The organism is Actinokineospora sp. NPDC004072 (assembly GCF_053604195.1).
On the sequence record NZ_JBSGHB010000010.1, the window covers coordinates 353 to 14,969 of the forward strand.

Annotated in this window: 15 protein-coding genes; 4 read left to right on the forward strand and 11 right to left on the reverse strand. The window is 73.2% G+C overall.

The window, feature by feature from the left end:
- The first annotated feature begins 972 nt into the window (after positions 1–972).
- A complete protein-coding gene (locus tag ACWEPX_RS16675) occupies positions 973–1,506 on the forward strand; it encodes a D-alanyl-D-alanine carboxypeptidase family protein (protein ID WP_451898058.1) in 534 nt (177 codons plus the stop codon).
- Between the two features lie 4 nt (positions 1,507–1,510).
- The gene (locus tag ACWEPX_RS16680) at positions 1,511–2,131 is read left to right on the forward strand and encodes a TetR/AcrR family transcriptional regulator (protein WP_451898059.1); all 621 of its coding nucleotides are present in this window, start codon (positions 1,511–1,513) and stop codon (positions 2,129–2,131) included.
- 1 nt (position 2,132) lies between these two features.
- On the opposite strand, the gene ACWEPX_RS16685 is transcribed toward ACWEPX_RS16680, so the two are convergent.
- Positions 2,133–2,870 carry a TetR/AcrR family transcriptional regulator gene (locus ACWEPX_RS16685; RefSeq protein WP_451898060.1) on the reverse strand — a complete coding sequence of 246 codons (738 nt, stop codon included), beginning with the start codon at positions 2,868–2,870 and terminating at the stop codon, positions 2,133–2,135.
- A 66-nt stretch (positions 2,871–2,936) separates the two neighbouring features.
- Between ACWEPX_RS16685 and ACWEPX_RS16690 the strand changes: the two genes are divergently transcribed.
- Positions 2,937–4,445, forward strand: a complete 1,509-nt coding sequence (locus tag ACWEPX_RS16690; protein WP_451898061.1) for an MFS transporter — start codon at positions 2,937–2,939, stop codon at positions 4,443–4,445.
- A gap of 87 nt (positions 4,446–4,532) precedes the next feature.
- On the opposite strand, the gene ACWEPX_RS16695 is transcribed toward ACWEPX_RS16690, so the two are convergent.
- Positions 4,533–5,789 carry a hypothetical protein gene (locus ACWEPX_RS16695; protein WP_451898321.1) on the reverse strand — a complete coding sequence of 419 codons (1,257 nt, stop codon included), beginning with the start codon at positions 5,787–5,789 and terminating at the stop codon, positions 4,533–4,535.
- 236 nt (positions 5,790–6,025) lie between these two features.
- Here ACWEPX_RS16695 and ACWEPX_RS16700 point away from each other — a divergent pair, with 236 nt between their 5' ends.
- Entirely contained in the window at positions 6,026–7,114 is a 1,089-nt protein-coding gene (locus ACWEPX_RS16700; protein ID WP_451898062.1) for an adenosine deaminase, read from the forward strand.
- Here the strand turns inward: ACWEPX_RS16700 and ACWEPX_RS16705 are convergent.
- The 9 genes from ACWEPX_RS16705 to deoC all read right to left on the reverse strand — a co-directional run bounded on the left by ACWEPX_RS16705 (position 7,104) and on the right by deoC (position 14,591).
- Positions 7,104–8,324: a primosomal protein gene (locus tag ACWEPX_RS16705; RefSeq protein ID WP_451898063.1), complete on the reverse strand. Its 1,221-nt coding sequence runs from the start codon at positions 8,322–8,324 to the stop codon at positions 7,104–7,106. The genes ACWEPX_RS16700 and ACWEPX_RS16705 overlap by 11 nt on opposite strands.
- A 91-nt stretch (positions 8,325–8,415) precedes the next feature.
- Positions 8,416–8,925 (reverse strand): YbaB/EbfC family nucleoid-associated protein, encoded by a 510-nt coding sequence (locus ACWEPX_RS16710; RefSeq protein ID WP_451898064.1) that lies wholly within the window; start codon positions 8,923–8,925, stop codon positions 8,416–8,418.
- Positions 8,922–9,296 carry a YbaB/EbfC family nucleoid-associated protein gene (locus ACWEPX_RS16715; RefSeq protein ID WP_451898065.1) on the reverse strand — a complete coding sequence of 125 codons (375 nt, stop codon included), beginning with the start codon at positions 9,294–9,296 and terminating at the stop codon, positions 8,922–8,924. Before ACWEPX_RS16715 ends, ACWEPX_RS16710 begins: the two co-directional genes overlap by 4 nt.
- A 30-nt stretch (positions 9,297–9,326) precedes the next feature.
- On the reverse strand, positions 9,327–9,866 hold the full coding sequence (locus ACWEPX_RS16720) for an MOSC domain-containing protein (RefSeq protein ID WP_451898066.1): 540 nt from the start codon (positions 9,864–9,866) through the stop codon (positions 9,327–9,329).
- Complete coding sequence (locus tag ACWEPX_RS16725; protein WP_451898067.1) at positions 9,863–10,966, reverse strand: bifunctional WXG100 family type VII secretion target/C40 family peptidase; 1,104 nt, start codon at positions 10,964–10,966, stop codon at positions 9,863–9,865. The genes ACWEPX_RS16720 and ACWEPX_RS16725 overlap by 4 nt, the downstream gene beginning before the upstream one ends.
- A complete protein-coding gene (locus ACWEPX_RS16730; protein WP_451898068.1) occupies positions 10,963–11,286 on the reverse strand; it encodes a hypothetical protein in 324 nt (107 codons plus the stop codon). The genes ACWEPX_RS16725 and ACWEPX_RS16730 overlap by 4 nt, the downstream gene beginning before the upstream one ends.
- A 60-nt stretch (positions 11,287–11,346) precedes the next feature.
- Positions 11,347–12,207 (reverse strand): aldehyde dehydrogenase family protein, encoded by an 861-nt coding sequence (locus ACWEPX_RS16735; RefSeq protein ID WP_451898069.1) that lies wholly within the window; start codon positions 12,205–12,207, stop codon positions 11,347–11,349.
- Positions 12,200–13,630 (reverse strand): aldehyde dehydrogenase family protein, encoded by a 1,431-nt coding sequence (locus ACWEPX_RS16740; RefSeq protein ID WP_451898070.1) that lies wholly within the window; start codon positions 13,628–13,630, stop codon positions 12,200–12,202. The genes ACWEPX_RS16735 and ACWEPX_RS16740 overlap by 8 nt, the downstream gene beginning before the upstream one ends.
- 1 nt (position 13,631) lies before the next feature.
- Entirely contained in the window at positions 13,632–14,591 is a 960-nt protein-coding gene (gene deoC / locus ACWEPX_RS16745; protein WP_451898071.1) for a deoxyribose-phosphate aldolase, read from the reverse strand.
- Positions 14,592–14,617 lie beyond the last annotated feature (26 nt).

Genomic DNA, 14,617 nt, shown 5'->3' on the forward strand with positions numbered 1-14,617 from the left:
AACGGCTCTCGCTCTCCCACCACCTTCGCCCCAACCACTCCCGCCCTCGGCCATCCTCGTTCTCCGCTACCCCGCCCCGACCGTCCTCGCCCCGGACGGCTCTCGCTCTCCCACCACCTTCGCCCCGACCACTCCCGCCCTCGGCCATCCTCGTTCTCCGCTACCCCGCCCCGACCGTCCTCGCCCCGGACAGCCCTCGCTCTCCCACCACCCTCGCCCCGACCACTCCCGCCCGCCTCAGCCATCCTCGCTCTCCACCATCCTCGCCCCCGACCGCCCTCGCTCTCCATCGCCCTGGCCCTCCGCCCTCCTCGCCACCGCCCCCCGCACCTTCCTTGTCTCCAACCCCTCTCATCCGCCGCCACCCTCACCGCTCACCTTCCTTGCCCCGGCGGCCCTGGCCTCCCGCAGCCTTGGCCTTCCACCCTCCTCGCTCCCAGCCACCTTGGCCGTCCACCTTCGTTGCCCCCCGCCACCACCCTCGCCCTCACCTTCCTCACCCCTGGCCACTCTCATCTCCCGCCACGCTCGCCGCTCACTCGCCCCCAGCCGTCCTGTTTCGCCGCCGTGGCCCTCCGCCCACCTGTGCCCCCCTGCCGTCCTGGCTTCCGCCGCCCTGGCTTCCACTGCCTCACCGCCGGCCGCCTTGGTCCTCCACCTTTCTCGCCCTCCACCACCCTCACCCCCACCCCGCCTTCCTCGCCCGACCACCCTGGCCCTCGACCCTCCTCGCTCTCCACCACCCCACCCCAGCCACCTCGCCCTCACCTTTCTCGCCCCAGGCCATCCCCGCCCCCGCCACCCGCGCCCCGACCACCCTCGCCCATTCACTTTCCTCACCGCTCACCTTCGCCGTCCCGGCCCTCCTCGCCCCACCTCTCACCTCCGCCGACCTTGTGCGTCCTCGGCACTTGAGCGACTGCTCAAACCTCCGCTATCGTTTGAGCAACCGCTCAAAAGCTTGGGGGAGCCATGACGGATCGACTGCGGGACTGGGTGTATCGGGTGGTTACGCGGGGGGTGGCTGTTGTCCTGGTGCCGGTTGCCTGGGTGGTTGCGCCGGGGCGGGTGTTGGAGACGGCGGCGCGGTGGGCGCTTGCGTTGCGGTATCCCGCCGAGGATCTCAACGGGTTGACGCACGCCACCCGGGTTGCGGTCACAGCCGCACGCACACAGGCGTTGTGGCGGGCTGGGGTGCTGATCGGCGTCACGTCTGGGTTCAGGACCGCGCAGGTGCAGGAGCGGTTGTTTGACGCGGAGGTGCGGCTGCGCGGGTCCGTCGCGGGGGCTCGGCGGCGGGTGCTGCCTGCGGCTGAGTCGCGGCATGTGGCGGGGACCGCGGTTGATGTGCGGCCCATGGAGGGGGCGCGGTGGTTGGAGCGGTTCGGGGGGCGGTTCGGGCTCTTCCGGGTGTACGACAACGAGTGGTGGCACTTCGAGTTCCACGCGGGTGGTGCGCCGCCGCGGCTGCCCCATCCGGGTCTGTCCAGGGTGGAGCTACGGTGATGGGGTGGCCGACACCCGCCAGCGCCTGATCGACGGCACCATCGAGACCATCCGCGCCCAGGGCTTCGCGGGTGCGACCGCGCGGGCCATCGCGGCTGCGGCGGGGGTCAACCAGGCGTTGGTCTTCTACCACTTCGGCACGGTGCACGATCTGCTCAAGGCCGCCTGCCTGGCTGCGACCGAGGCGCGGGTGCGGCCCTTCGCCGAGCGCCTTGAGCAGGTTGGCGACCTGCGCGGCCTGCTCGCCCTCGGGCGCAGCGTGCACGCCGAGGAGCGCGCAAACGGCAACGTGATGGTGCTGGCCCAGGTGCTCGCGGGCGCGCAGGCCGATCCCCGCCTGGCCGCCGCGGCCGCCGAGGCGCTGCGGCTGTGGACCGCCCCCGTCGAGGCAGCGCTCACCCGCCTGCTGGCCGAGTCGCCGGTGGCCGCCGCGCTGGACGTCCCCGGGCTGGCGCGCGCGGTCAGCGCGTCCTTCATCGGGCTGGAGCTCTACGACGGGGTGGACGCCGAAGGCGCGGCGGCCGCGCTGGACGCCCTGGACCGCCTCGCCGTGCTGGTCGAGGTGGTCGACGACCTCGGGCCGGTCGCCCGGCGGGCGCTGCGGGCGAAGCTGCGCAGGCGCTGACTCACCGGGGGATCTGGGCCACGCCGTCGAGGATGCGGTCGAGGCCGAAGTGGAAGTCGTAGTCGGGGGGCTCGTCGGGGTTGTAGTCGAACACGCCCGCGGCCACGACCGCCGTCAGCTCGGGGAACTCCGCGGGGTCGACCACCGCGCGCAGCACGGCGCCGTACTCGGTCATCATCGCCTGCTCGTTCTCGTTGGCTGCCGCGACGTCGGCGGTCAGCATGGCGTAGCTGCGCACGTAGCCGCTCAGCAGCAGGATGACGCCGACCTTCTGCTCGGGCGGGAAGCCGGGCATCGCCCGCATCCCCGCCTCCATCCAGCGCAGCTGGTTCGGCGTCGACGGCGGCCGGTGGATCGGCACCCGCACGATCCACGGGTGGGCGCGCAGCAGGTCCAGGTACGCCTGCGCCCACCGGGTCAGCCCGCCGCGCCAGTCCGGGGCGTCGATCGGCGGGGGCGGCCCGCCCGCCTGGTCGATCATCAGCAGGAGCAGGTCGTCCTTGGACTGGACGTAGCGGTACAGCGACATCGGCTTGGCGCCCGCCGCCGCCGCGACCCGGCTCATCGACACCGCGGGCAGGCCCTCGGCGTCGGCGAGCGCGATGCCCGCGGCGACGATGCGCTCCAGGCTCAAAGCGGGCTTCGGTCCGCGGTTGGGCCGCCCCTGCTTCCCCCAGGCAGCGGCCATGTAGCTCGGTAGCTCGGTCATCGTCTCCCGCTCGACGTGGTTGACGACCATCCTACTTCTGCGTATAACCTACGCAATAGTGCGTATGTCATACGCAGTTAGAGGGGATTGCACCTGATGTCAGACCGACGCGCCTGGGCGGGCCTCGCCGTGCTCGTCCTGCCCTGCCTGCTGATCTCGATGGACCTGAGCGTGCTGTTCTTCGCGCTGCCGTTCATCAGCGCCGACCTCGGGCCCAGCGGCCCGGAGCAGCTGTGGATCATGGACGCCTACGGCTTCACGCTCGCGGGCGGGCTCATCACGATGGGGGCCATCGGCGACCGCATCGGCCGCCGCAAGCTGCTGTTCATCGGCGCCGCGGCGTTCAGCGCGGCGTCCACGGCCGCCGCCTTCGCCCCGACGGCCGAACTGCTGATCCTGGCCCGCGCCCTGCTGGGCGTGGCGGGTGCGACGCTGATGCCGTCCACCCTGTCGCTGATCAAGACCCTGTTCCCCGACGACGGCAAGCGCAAGGCCGCCATCGCGGTGTGGACGGCGGGCCTGACCACCGGCGCATTCCTCGGCCCGATCGTCGGCGGGCTGCTGCTGGAGTTCTTCTGGTGGGGCTCGGCGTTCCTCATCAACCTGCCCGCGATGGCCCTGCTGCTCGTGCTCGGCCCGATGCTGCTGCCGGAGTCGCGCGGGCAGGTCCGCGGCCGGTTCGACTACTTCGGCGCGGTGCTGTCGGTGGTCGCCATGCTCGCGGTGGTCTACGGGATGAAGAAGATCGCCGTGGAGGGCTTCGCCGTCCTGCCGGTGGTCGCGCTCGTCGCGGGCCTGGCCATGATCGCGGTGTTCATCGGCCACCTGCGGCGCTTCCCCAACCCGGTGCTGGACATCGCCCTGTTCCGCGAGCGCACCTTCGGCGCCTCGGTCGGGATCAACCTCGTTGCGATGTTCTGCTTCATCGGCGCGTCGCTGTTCACCAACCAGTACCTCCAGGTCGTGCTCGACATGCGCCCGTTCGAGGCGGCCCTGTGGTCGCTGTCGGTCATGCCGGTCATCGGCGTCGGCATGGCGGTGGCGGGCGTGCTGTCCCAGCGGATGCGGCTGGCCCCGCTGGTCGCCAGCGGGCTGCTGGTGCTGGTCGTCGGCTTCGCGATCATGGCCGCGGTCGGCGTCGACACCGGGCTCTGGCTGGTCCTGGCCGCCTCCGGCCTGGTCGGCGCGGGCGTGCTGATGACCACCATGCTCACCGGCGACCGCATCCTGTCCACGGTCCCGGAGACGCACGTCGGCTCCGCGTCGGCCATCGCCGAGACCGGCAGCGAACTCGGCGGCGCGCTCGGCATGGCCGTCCTCGGCACCGTCGGCGCGGCCGTCTACCACCGCGCGATGGCCCCCGCCGTCGCCGACCTGCCCGCCGACGCCGCCGCCACCGCCCAGGACACCCTCGGCGGCGCCGTCGCCGTCGCCGCCGCGGTCCCGGACGGGGCCGCCCTGCTGGCCAACGCCAAGGAGGCCTTCGTCAGCGGCATGACGGCCACGGCCATCGCGGGCGGCGTGATCGTCCTCCTCCTGGTCGTCCCCGCCTACCGAGCCCTGCGCACCGTCCCGGCCCCCAAGCCCGCCCCGGCCCCCGCCTGAGCCTTGCCGCGCCCGAGCGCGGGAGAGCCGCCGGAAACGGCGCGAGGCCGCACCCCGATCGGGGTGCGGCCTCGCGGTCGTCCGTGGTTACGCGCCTGCGGCGACGTCGTTGTCCTCGGTGTCGTCCTCGCGCTTCTCGATGGCCTTGGTGGGCTTGGCGCCGTTGGTGCGCCTGCGCGGGTTCTGCCGGGGGAGGGTGGTCGGCGGGGGCGGGGTGGGCTGGCCGCCGCCGAGCATGAGCTCGGCGAAGGTGGCCATCGCCTCGTCCAGGTGGCCGCCGATGCGGCGCACGGACTCCTCGTTGCTCCTGCGGACCAGCGACTCCACCGACGTGGCGTCCGGCTGCTTGGTCAGGGTCGCGTCGACCTTGCTGAACTCGGACTTGATCGCGCCGCTCAGCTCGCTGATGCGACCGGCGAAGCCGTCCTCCACCGCGTCGAGGCGGGTGGCCATCTCGTCCAGGCGGGCGGTGACCTTCTCCAGGCGCTCGGCCAGGCCCTCCAGCCGGTCGCTGGCGTCGACGGTCTCCTGGGTCTCCCGCAGCGCATCGCGCAGCGCCGCCGTCGCCTCGTCCAGCTTGCCGTGCACGGAAGTGCCGGTCTCGCCCAGCGCCGCGCGCGTCTCGGCCAGGGCGGTCGCCGCGGCGTCGAGCTTGGCGTGCAGGGAGTCACCCGCCGCGCCGACGGCCTCGGACACCTTCGCCTGGGCGTCGGACACCCGCGCGGTCACCGACTCCGCCGACCCCGCGACCTTGCCCGACACCGCGTCCGCGGTCTCGGCGATCTGGCGGGCCAGCGCGTCCTTGGTGCCGTCGAGGTGCTCGTGCACGCCCTCGTCGACCTCGTCCAGCCGCCCGCGCAGCGCGGTCTCCATGATCTCCACGCGCTCGCGGACCGGGCCGTGGACGTTGCCCGGCAGCGCGTCGAGCTTGCCGTCCTGCTTGTCGAGGTGGTGGTCCAGCTCGTCGATGCGGCGGTGGATGTTGGCCAGCTTGTCCTCCAGGCCGTCCATCCGCCCGGCGACGCCCTCGAAGCGCCCGGCCACCCCGTCCAGCCGCCCGTCGAGCTGGGCGAACGGCGTGGCGAGCTTGTCCACGATCCCCTCGACCGCGCGGGTCAGCGCCGCGATCGCGGTGTCCTGGGCCTCCAGCTTGCGCAGCGCGGCGTCCAGCCGCTCGGCCAGCACGGCGGTCTCGGAGCGGTCCGGCATCTCCGACAGGCGCTTGCGCACCGCCCCGATGGACTCCAGCGGCGACAGGCGCGCGTGGATCTCGTCCAGGGCGTCGAAGATCTGCTGCTGTTCGCTCTCACGGATCTCGGCCGCGCGCGTGAGCATGTTGCGCATCCGGTCGAACGACACCGTGTGGTTGTTTTCGTTCACGGAGGTGACCTTCGTCCTGGGGGAGGGGATGTGGAGACGGGTGCGAGCCTAACCACTGCCGGAAGCCGCTCTTACACCACCCGTTGCTGTTGATGTATTCATAACACGCGGTGTTGGGCCGATCGGCGGACCGAGCCGCGACTGCCGGTAGGTGGCCCATTACCCGAACGGGTGGCCGCGGACGTGAGTACCGTATGGCCATGTCGACCCCCCTCACCCCGGACACGATCCGCCGAGCGCCCAAGGTCCTGCTGCACGACCACCTCGACGGCGGCCTGCGCCCCGCCACCGTCCTGGAGCTCGCCGACGCGGGCGGCTACCGCGGCCTGCCGCACGACGACGCCGCCGCCCTGGGCGCCTGGTTCCGGGAGTCGGCCGACTCCGGCTCGCTGGTGCGCTACCTGGAGGGGTTCGCCCACACCTGCGGGGTCATGCAGACCGAGGACGCCCTGGTCCGGGTCGCCGCCGAGTGCGTCGAGGACCTGGCGGCCGACGGCGTGGTCTACGCCGAGGTGCGCTACGCCCCCGAGCTGTTCACCGAGGCGGGGCTGGGCCTCGACGCGATCGTGGAGGCCGTGCAGGCGGGCTTCCGCGAGGGCGAGCGCCGCGCCGCCGCCGCGGGCCGGGTGATCCGCGTGGGCACGCTGCTGTGCGCGATGCGACAGAACGCCCGCTCGCTGGAGATCGCCGAGCTGGCCGTGCGCTACCGCGACGCGGGCGTGGTCGGCTTCGACATCGCGGGCCCGGAGGCGGGCTTCCCGCCCACCCGCAACCTCGACGCCTTCGAGTACCTGCGCCAGCAGAACGCGCACTTCACCATCCACGCAGGTGAGGCGTTCGGGCTGCCGTCGATCTGGGAGGCCATCCAGCACTGCGGCGCCGAGCGGCTGGGCCACGGCGTGCGCATCGTGGACGACATCAAGATCGACGGCGACGGCCGGGCGCACCTGGGCAGGCTGGCCGCCTACGTCCGCGACCGGCGCATCCCGCTGGAGATGTGCCCGACCTCCAACATCCAGACCGGCGCGGCGACGACCATCGAAGACCACCCGATCGGACTACTGGCCCGGCTGCGCTTCCGGGTCACGGTCAACACCGACAACCGCCTCATGAGCGGCTGCACGGTCTCCAGCGAGATGGCCGCGCTGGTCGACGCCTTCGGCTACGGCTGGGCGGACCTGCAGTGGTTCACGGTGAACGCGATGAAGTCGGCGTTCATCGACTTCGAGGAGCGCCTGGAGGTCATCAACACCGTGATCAAGCCCGGGTACGCCGCCCTCATCGGGTGACGAGGCGGTCCTCGAAGTCCTGGACCAGCTTCGCCCAGGCCGCGGACTCGGCGTCGAACGGCGCGCTGGGGGCGAGCCGGGTCGGGTCCGGGGCCAGGATGAAGGAGACCAGCCAGCCCAGGCTCTCGGACTGGTTGAGCGCGGCGTTGACGCTGTCGTCCCCGGCCCACTCCGCGGCGTCGGTGAGCAGCTCGACCGCCAGGTCGAGCTGCACGGGGTCGACGGCGTCCATGCCGTCGCCGAGGTCGTCGGCCAGGCCCTGCAGCACGTAGGTGTTGTCCTCGTCGACCTCGATCTCCAGCTCGCCCTCGTTGGCCTTGGCGGCGACCTCGGCCCAGGTGGAGACCTTGGCCAGGTCGTTGTCGGCGAAGTCGCCGACGGCCAGGTGCTTGGCCAGCGCCCGCGCCGAGGTGGTGACCTCGATCTTGCCGTCGGCGCCGAGGAAGATCGGCTTGTCGTCGAGGTAGCAGCGCAGCGTGTAGTACTCCGACCCGTCGGTGATGATCTTGATCGGGTCGATGCCGACCTCGGCCCAGAAGCCGACCGGCGCGTCGTCCTCGGCCTCGGCGGCCTCGTCGTCGGCCTCCTCGGCCTCGGCCTCCTGCTCGGCCTGGAAGGCGGCCAGCTCGGCGGCGGCCTTGTCCAGCTCCGGCCCGGCGACCTCGGGGACGGTGACCACCTCGTCGAGCGCGTCGAGCAGGTCGTCCCACTTGTCCACGACGGTCTTGGCCAGGTCGTTCCACAGCCGCTCGCCGTCGCGCCCGGTGAACGGGTAGGTGCCCTGGTCGAGCACGGCGAAGCCGTCGGCGGAGTCGAGGATCTCGTGCACCTCGTCCAGCTCGCACACGTCGGCGAGCGACCGGATGATGGACACGATCTCGGCCAGCTCGCCGATGGTCCAGGTGTCCGGCTCCTCGGCGACCAGCTCGGGCACGCCGACCAGGTCGTACTGGTGGGCGTCGGCGGGCATCAGCTCGGCCACGCTGAGCGCGGGCACGTGGTTCCACGCCGGGTGGTCGATGAGGTCGTGGTCCTCCGCGGTGCGCACGAAGGCGGCCAGGTGGGCGGTGTCGGGGAAGGCGTAGAGGTCCTCGTCGTGGCCGAGGAAGGCCTCCCACTCCTCGCCGTCCTCCCGCCAGCGCGGGGCCCACAGGGTGACGAGGTCGCCCTTGGGCAACCCCAGCTCAATGGGGACGATGTCCTGAGCCATCGCAGGTCCTCCTGGTCGGGCAGCGCTCGGGTGCGTCGGCAGCCTACGGGGTAAGGATCACACGGGCGCAGCTAGCCTCCCACCCGGTTTCTCAGCGGTCGGAGCGCAGGAACGACAGGTCCAGGGACAGCGGGTCGTCGCCGTCGTCGTCCGCCCCGGCCTGCTGGTGGGGTCCGCGCTGGTCGGCGAGCCGGGCGTCGCGCCTGCGCTGGAACTCCTCGGCGGTGATGCTCGGCCGCTCGCCGCGGCGGGCGGGGGCGGCGTGGCCGGAGATCAGCTCGACGGCCCGGGTGAGGTCGTCGCCGAGCAGCGGGGCCAGCCGGTTGTAGCCCGCCTGGGTCGCGTTGGCCATCGCCGCGTGGGCCACCTGCACGATGAGCCCGCCGAGGTCCGGGCCCCAGCGCACGGCGTCGGGGCGCAGCCACAGCTCCAGCATCCGGCCGCGGCCGTCCACGGTGACGCGCACCGTCTGGTAGTGGTCGTAGGCGGTGCCGGTGACCTCGGCCAGCACCTTCTCCACGTTGGCCAGGGCCTCCTGGCGGGCCCGGCTGTCCTCGATGAGCCGGCGCGTGCTGCGCTCGACGGGTTCGCGGCCGGTCATCGCCTGCCCAGGGGGTCGTCGTAGTCGGTGTCGTCGTCCTCGTCGAGGGGCTCGTAGCCCAGGTCGATGAGGTGCTTCTCGCCCCCGGGGCCGAGCACCGGGGCGAGCGCGGCGTGCATCGCCCCGCCCGCGCGCCGGGTGGCGTGCGCGGCCACGGCCATGACCTGCGCGGCCACCGCGTCGGCGCCCATCGCCAGGGCGCGGGGGGAGATGGTGATCCCGGTGGGCAGCCCGCCCGGCTTGACCTCGACGGTCACGTCCCCGTTGGTGGCCCGCCCGCTCACCGGCCCCACCCGGCCCTGCGCCTGCGCCCTGGTCCGCTCGACCTTCCCGGCCACCGAGTCCAGCTCGCGGTCGATGTCGATGTCCACGCGCCAACCCTACGCCCGGTGACCGCCCGGTCAGACCCGTTCGAGCGGGACGTGCGGCAGCGGCGGCAGCTCGACCCGGATCCCGTCCCCCGGCTCGACCCGGCCGCCCTCGCGGACCACGCCCATGATCCCCGCCTTGCGCACCACCCGGCCGCCCTCGCGGCGCACGACCTGCTTGAGCAGGCCGGGCTGGAAGCCGTCGATCTGGGCGCACGGGTTGCGCAGCCCGGTCACCTCGACCACGGCGTCGCCGCCGATGCGCAGCAGCGCGCCGGTGGGCAGGGCCAGCAGGTCGATCCCGCGCGTGGTGATGTTCTCGCCCAGCTCGCCGGGCTCGACGGCGAACCCGGCGGCGGCCACCTCGTCGAACAGCTCGGCCGGGGTGAGGTGGACCTGGCGCAGGTTGGGCTGGGTCGGGTCGGCGGCCACCCGGGACCGGTGCCGCACGGTCACCCCGGCGTGCGCGTCGCCCTCGACGCCGAGGCCCGCCAGCAGCGTGATCTCCGGGACCACCGCCTTGCTGAACCGGTGCTCGCCGTCGCGGCAGACGGCGGCGACGCGGGCGCTCACCCGGTGGGCCGGTAGAAGCCGACGAACGGCATCCCGGCGTTGGTCGTGCGCAGCGGCCCGATCTGCACCGGGTCGCCCGCCTCGATGATCTGCCCGTTGCCGATGTACATCGCCACGTGGCCCTCCCAGCAGATGAGGTCGCCGGGCAGCAGTTGGTCGGCCGAGGGGACCTCGGCGCCGATGTCCTGCTCCCGGGAGGTGCGCGGGATCTCCAGGCCGCCCTCGCCGTAGGCGAACTGGGTCAGCCCGGAGCAGTCCAGCCCCACCCCCGGGGCGGTCCCGCCCCAGACGTAGGGCACCCCGAGCTGGGTGAGCGCGGCCCGCACCGCGCGGGCGGCGGTCTCGTTCGGGGCCTCGACCACGCTGCCGTCCGGCAGGTTGATCTTGACCCCGGTGCCCGGCTGCGGCGGGATGGCCACCGGCAGCCGCCGCTTGGTGACGACCCCGCCGCCCCCGCCGCCGGAGTAGCCACCGCCACCGCCCCCGCCGCCTCCACCGCCCGCACCGGAGCGGTCGTTGTAGGCGGCGGGCGGGGCCTGCGTGGCCGCCGACGAGGCCGCCGTCGTCCCGGTGTCCCCGGTCAGCTTGGTGACGACCGCCCCCAGGCGGGTCATCACGCCCTCCAGGTTGGTCGCCGTGTCGCCGGTGAGCTGGGCGGCGTAGCGGGTCAGCTCGGCCAGCTTGCGCTGCGCCCCCGCGGTGTCCCCGGCCTGGCGCAGCGCGGCCGCGGCCGAGAGCAGCTCGGCGGCCTTGCGGTTGAACTCGTCGATCTGGGCCTGGTTGGTCCGCTGGCCGACCTTGAGGATCTCGCCCGCCTCGCGCACCGCGGCCTGCACGTCGGCGCTGTAGGTCGACAGCGCGCGGCTGGTCGAGGACTGGAGGGCCACGTCCTCCTGGTGGCGGACCGCGCCCTGGCCGGTCCAGCCGGTGCGCAGCGCGGCGGCGCGGCGGTCGGCGTCGTACCCAACCGTGTCCACAGTGGACGCGATGGTGCCGTGCCGGGCGCCCACCCGGTCGATCGCGGCGTCGTCGGTGGCCAGGTGGCGCTGGGCGGTGGCGGCGGGCTGGACCAGCGGCTCCAGCAGGTCGCGCGCGGTCATGCCCCACCTGCCGCGCGGCGCAGGTTGCGGGCCTCGTCGTCCTCGACGGACTCGAAGTTGGTCCAGGTGTTGGCCACCGCGTCGGCGATCCCGCCGTAGGCGTCGGCCAGGCCGCGCACCCCGCCCGCCTGGCGCTCCCCGGCCGCCCGCAGCGCCGCGGTCAGGCCCACCTCGTCACCGATCTTGGAGAAGGCGCCGTCGGCGACGTCCAGCCCGTCCGCGCTCCCGCGCAGCTCGTCGGCCAGCGGCCGCAGCCCCGCGGTGTAGGCGTGGAAGGCGTCCTCCTCGCCGTAGTACCCCCCGACATCCGACTGGCCCATCAGCGACTCCCCTCTGGTCGTGCGGTTCGACGCACGCCCCAGCTCGCAGGCTCCCTCGGATTAGACACCCATGGGGTGCCAGACGGTCTTGGTTTCCAGGAACGCGCGCAGCCGGGTGATCCCGGGCTCGGCGGTCCAGTCCGGCTCGGCCGCGCGCAGCACCCGCTTGACCGTCCCCGCCGCCGCCCGCTCCAGCTCGGCGCGCTGCTCCGGGTCGGTGCCCACCAGGTCGATGGCGTTGACGTCGGCGTGCGCGGCCAGCCAGGGGGCCAGCTCGGCGGTGTGCCCGGTCAGCAGGTTGACCACCCCGCCCGGCACGTCCGAGGTCGCCAGCACCTCGCCGAGGGTGATCGCGGGCAGCGGCCGGTCCTGGCTGGTCACCACGACCGCGGTGTTGCCCGTGGCCAGCACCGGCGCGAGCACGCTGACCAGCCCCAGCAGGGACGACCCCTGCGGCGCCAGCACGCCCACCACGCCCGTTGGCTCGGGCACCGAGAACGAGAAGTACGGCCCCGCCACCGGGTTGGCCGACCCCAGCACGGCGGCGACCTTGTCGGTCCAGCCCGCGTACCAGACCCAGCGGTCGATGGCCGCGTCCACCAGCGCGGACGCGCGCTTGGCAGGCACGCCCTCGCCCGCGGCGACCTCGGCGCAGAACTGCTCGCGCCTGCCCTCCAGCACCTCGGCGACCCGGTAGAGCACCTGCCCCCGGTTGTAGGCCGTGGCCCGCGACCACTTCCCGAACGCGCCCCGCGCGGCGACGACCGCCTCCCGCAGGTCCTTGCGCGAGGCCTGCGCCGCGTTGGCCAGGAACCGGCCCCGGGCGTCGGCCACCGGGTAGGTCCGCCCCGACTCCGAGCGCGGGAACGCCCCGCCCAGGTAGAGCTTGTACGTCTTGGACACCGTGAGCCGATCAGACATCGAGGTACGCCTCCAGACCCGCGCGGCCGCCCTCGCGGCCGAAGCCCGACTCCTGGTACCCGCCGAACGGCGCGGTCGGGTCGAACCGGTTGAACGTGTTGGCCCACACCACGCCCGCGCGCATGCGGTCGGCCATCCACAGGATGCGCGAGCCCTTCTCCGTCCAGATGCCCGCGCTGAGCCCGTAGGGGGTGTTGTTGGCCTTGGCCACGGCCTCGTCCGGGGTGCGGAAGGTGAGCACGGACAGCACCGGCCCGAAGATCTCCTCCCGGGCGATCCGCATGGCCTGGCTGACGCCCGCGAACACCGTCGGGGCGAAGAAGAACCCCTTGTCCGGCACCGGGCACGGCGAGGTCCAGCGCTGGGCGCCCTCGGCCTCCCCGGAGGCGACCAGCTCCTCGATCTTGGCCAGCTGCGCGGCGGAGTTGATCGCGCCGATGTCGGTGTTCTTGTCCAGGGGGTCGCCCACGCGCAGGGTGGCCACCCGGGTGCGCAGCTTGGCCAGCAGCTCGTCGGCCACCGACTCCTGCACCAGCAGCCGCGACCCGGCGCAGCAGACGTGGCCCTGGTTGAAGAAGATCCCGTTGACGATGCCCTCGACCGCCTGGTCGAGCGGGGCGTCGTCGAAGACCACGTTGGCCGCCTTGCCGCCCAGCTCCAGCGTCAGCTTCTTGCCCGTGCCCGCCAGCGACCGCTGGATGACCTTGCCGACCTCGGTCGACCCGGTGAACGCCACCTTGTCGACGCCGGGGTGGTTGACCAGCGCGGCGCCGGTGTCCCCGGCCCCGGGCAGGATGTTGACCACGCCGGGGGGCAGCTCGGCCTGCTGGATGATCTCGGCGAGCACCAGCGCGGTCAGCGGGGTGGTCTCGGCTGGCTTGAGCACCACGGTGTTCCCGCAGGCCAGCGCGGGCGCGATCTTCCAGGCGGCCATCAGCAGCGGGAAGTTCCACGGGATGACCTGGCCCGCGACGCCCAGCGGCCGGGGCGCGGGGCCGTAGCCCGCGTAGTCGAGCTTGTCGGCCCAGCCCGCGTGGTAGAAGAAGTGCGCCGACGCGGTGGGCACGTCGACGTCGCGGGACTCCTTGATCGGCTTGCCGTTGTCCAGGCTCTCCAGCACGGCCAGCTCGCGCGCCCGCTCGGCGATCATCCGGGCGATCCGGTAGATGTACTTGGCCCGCTCGGCCCCGGGCATGCGGCCCCAGACCTTGTCGTAGGCGCGCCGCGCCGCCTTCACCGCGCGGTCCACATCCGCGGCGCTGGCGGTGGCGACCTCGGCCAGCACCTCCTCGGTGGCCGGGTTGACCGACTTCAGCGGCTCACCCTCGCCGTCGACGAACTGCCCGTCGACGAACATCCGGTAGCTCGGCTTGAGGTTCGCGATCGCCCGCGACTCGGGCGCGGGCGCGTAGTCCCAGGTCATCTCAGTCCACCGTCACGTAGTCGGGGCCGCTGTAGTGGCCGGTCAGCTGGGTGCGCCGCTGCATCAGCAGGTCGTTGAGCAGGCTGGACGCGCCGAAGCGGAACAGGCGCGGGTCGAGCCACGCCGGGCCTGCCACCTCGTGCACGGCGACCAGGTACCGGATGGCGTCCTTGGTGGTGCGGATGCCGCCCGCGGGCTTGACGCCCCGGTGCTGGCCGGTGGCGGCGTGCCAGTCGTGGACGGCCTGCAGCATCACGTGGGTGACCGGCAGCGTCGCGGCGGGGGACACCTTGCCGGTCGAGGTCTTGATGAAGTCGCCGCCCGCCAGCAGCGCCAGCCAGGACGCGCGGCGGACGTTGTCGTAGGTGGCCAGCTCCCCGGTCTCCAGGATGACCTTGAGGTGGGCGTCCCCGCAGGCGGCCTTGACGGCGGTGATCTCCTCGAAGACCGCCAGGTAGCGCCCGGAGAGGAAGGCCCCCCGGTCGATCACCATGTCGATCTCGGTCGCGCCCGCGGCCACGGCCATGCGGGTGTCCTCCAGCTTGATGGCCAGGCTGGAGCGGCCGGACGGGAAGGCGGTGGCGACGCTGGCCACGCCGATGCCCGAGCCCGCCAGCGCCTCGACGGCGGTGGCCGCCATGTCCGGGTAGACGCAGACCGCGCCGACCTGCGGCACGTCCGGGAACTCGGGGTCGGGCCTGCGGGCCTTGGCGCACAGCGAGCGCACCTTGCCCGCGGTGTCGGCGCCTTCGAGGGTGGTCAGGTCGACCATGCTGATGGCGGTGTCGATGGCCCAGAGCTTGCTGGCCTTCTTGATGCTGCGCGTGGCCAGCCCGGCGGCGCGCTGCTCCACCCCGACCTGGTCGACGCCCGGCAAGCCGTGCAGGAAGCGCCGCAGCGCCGTGTCGTCGCGGGTCGCGTCGACGAACTCCGGCGGGGGGCTGGTCACGAGGTCGGCCATGCCGACGAGTCTAGGCCGCCGTTACC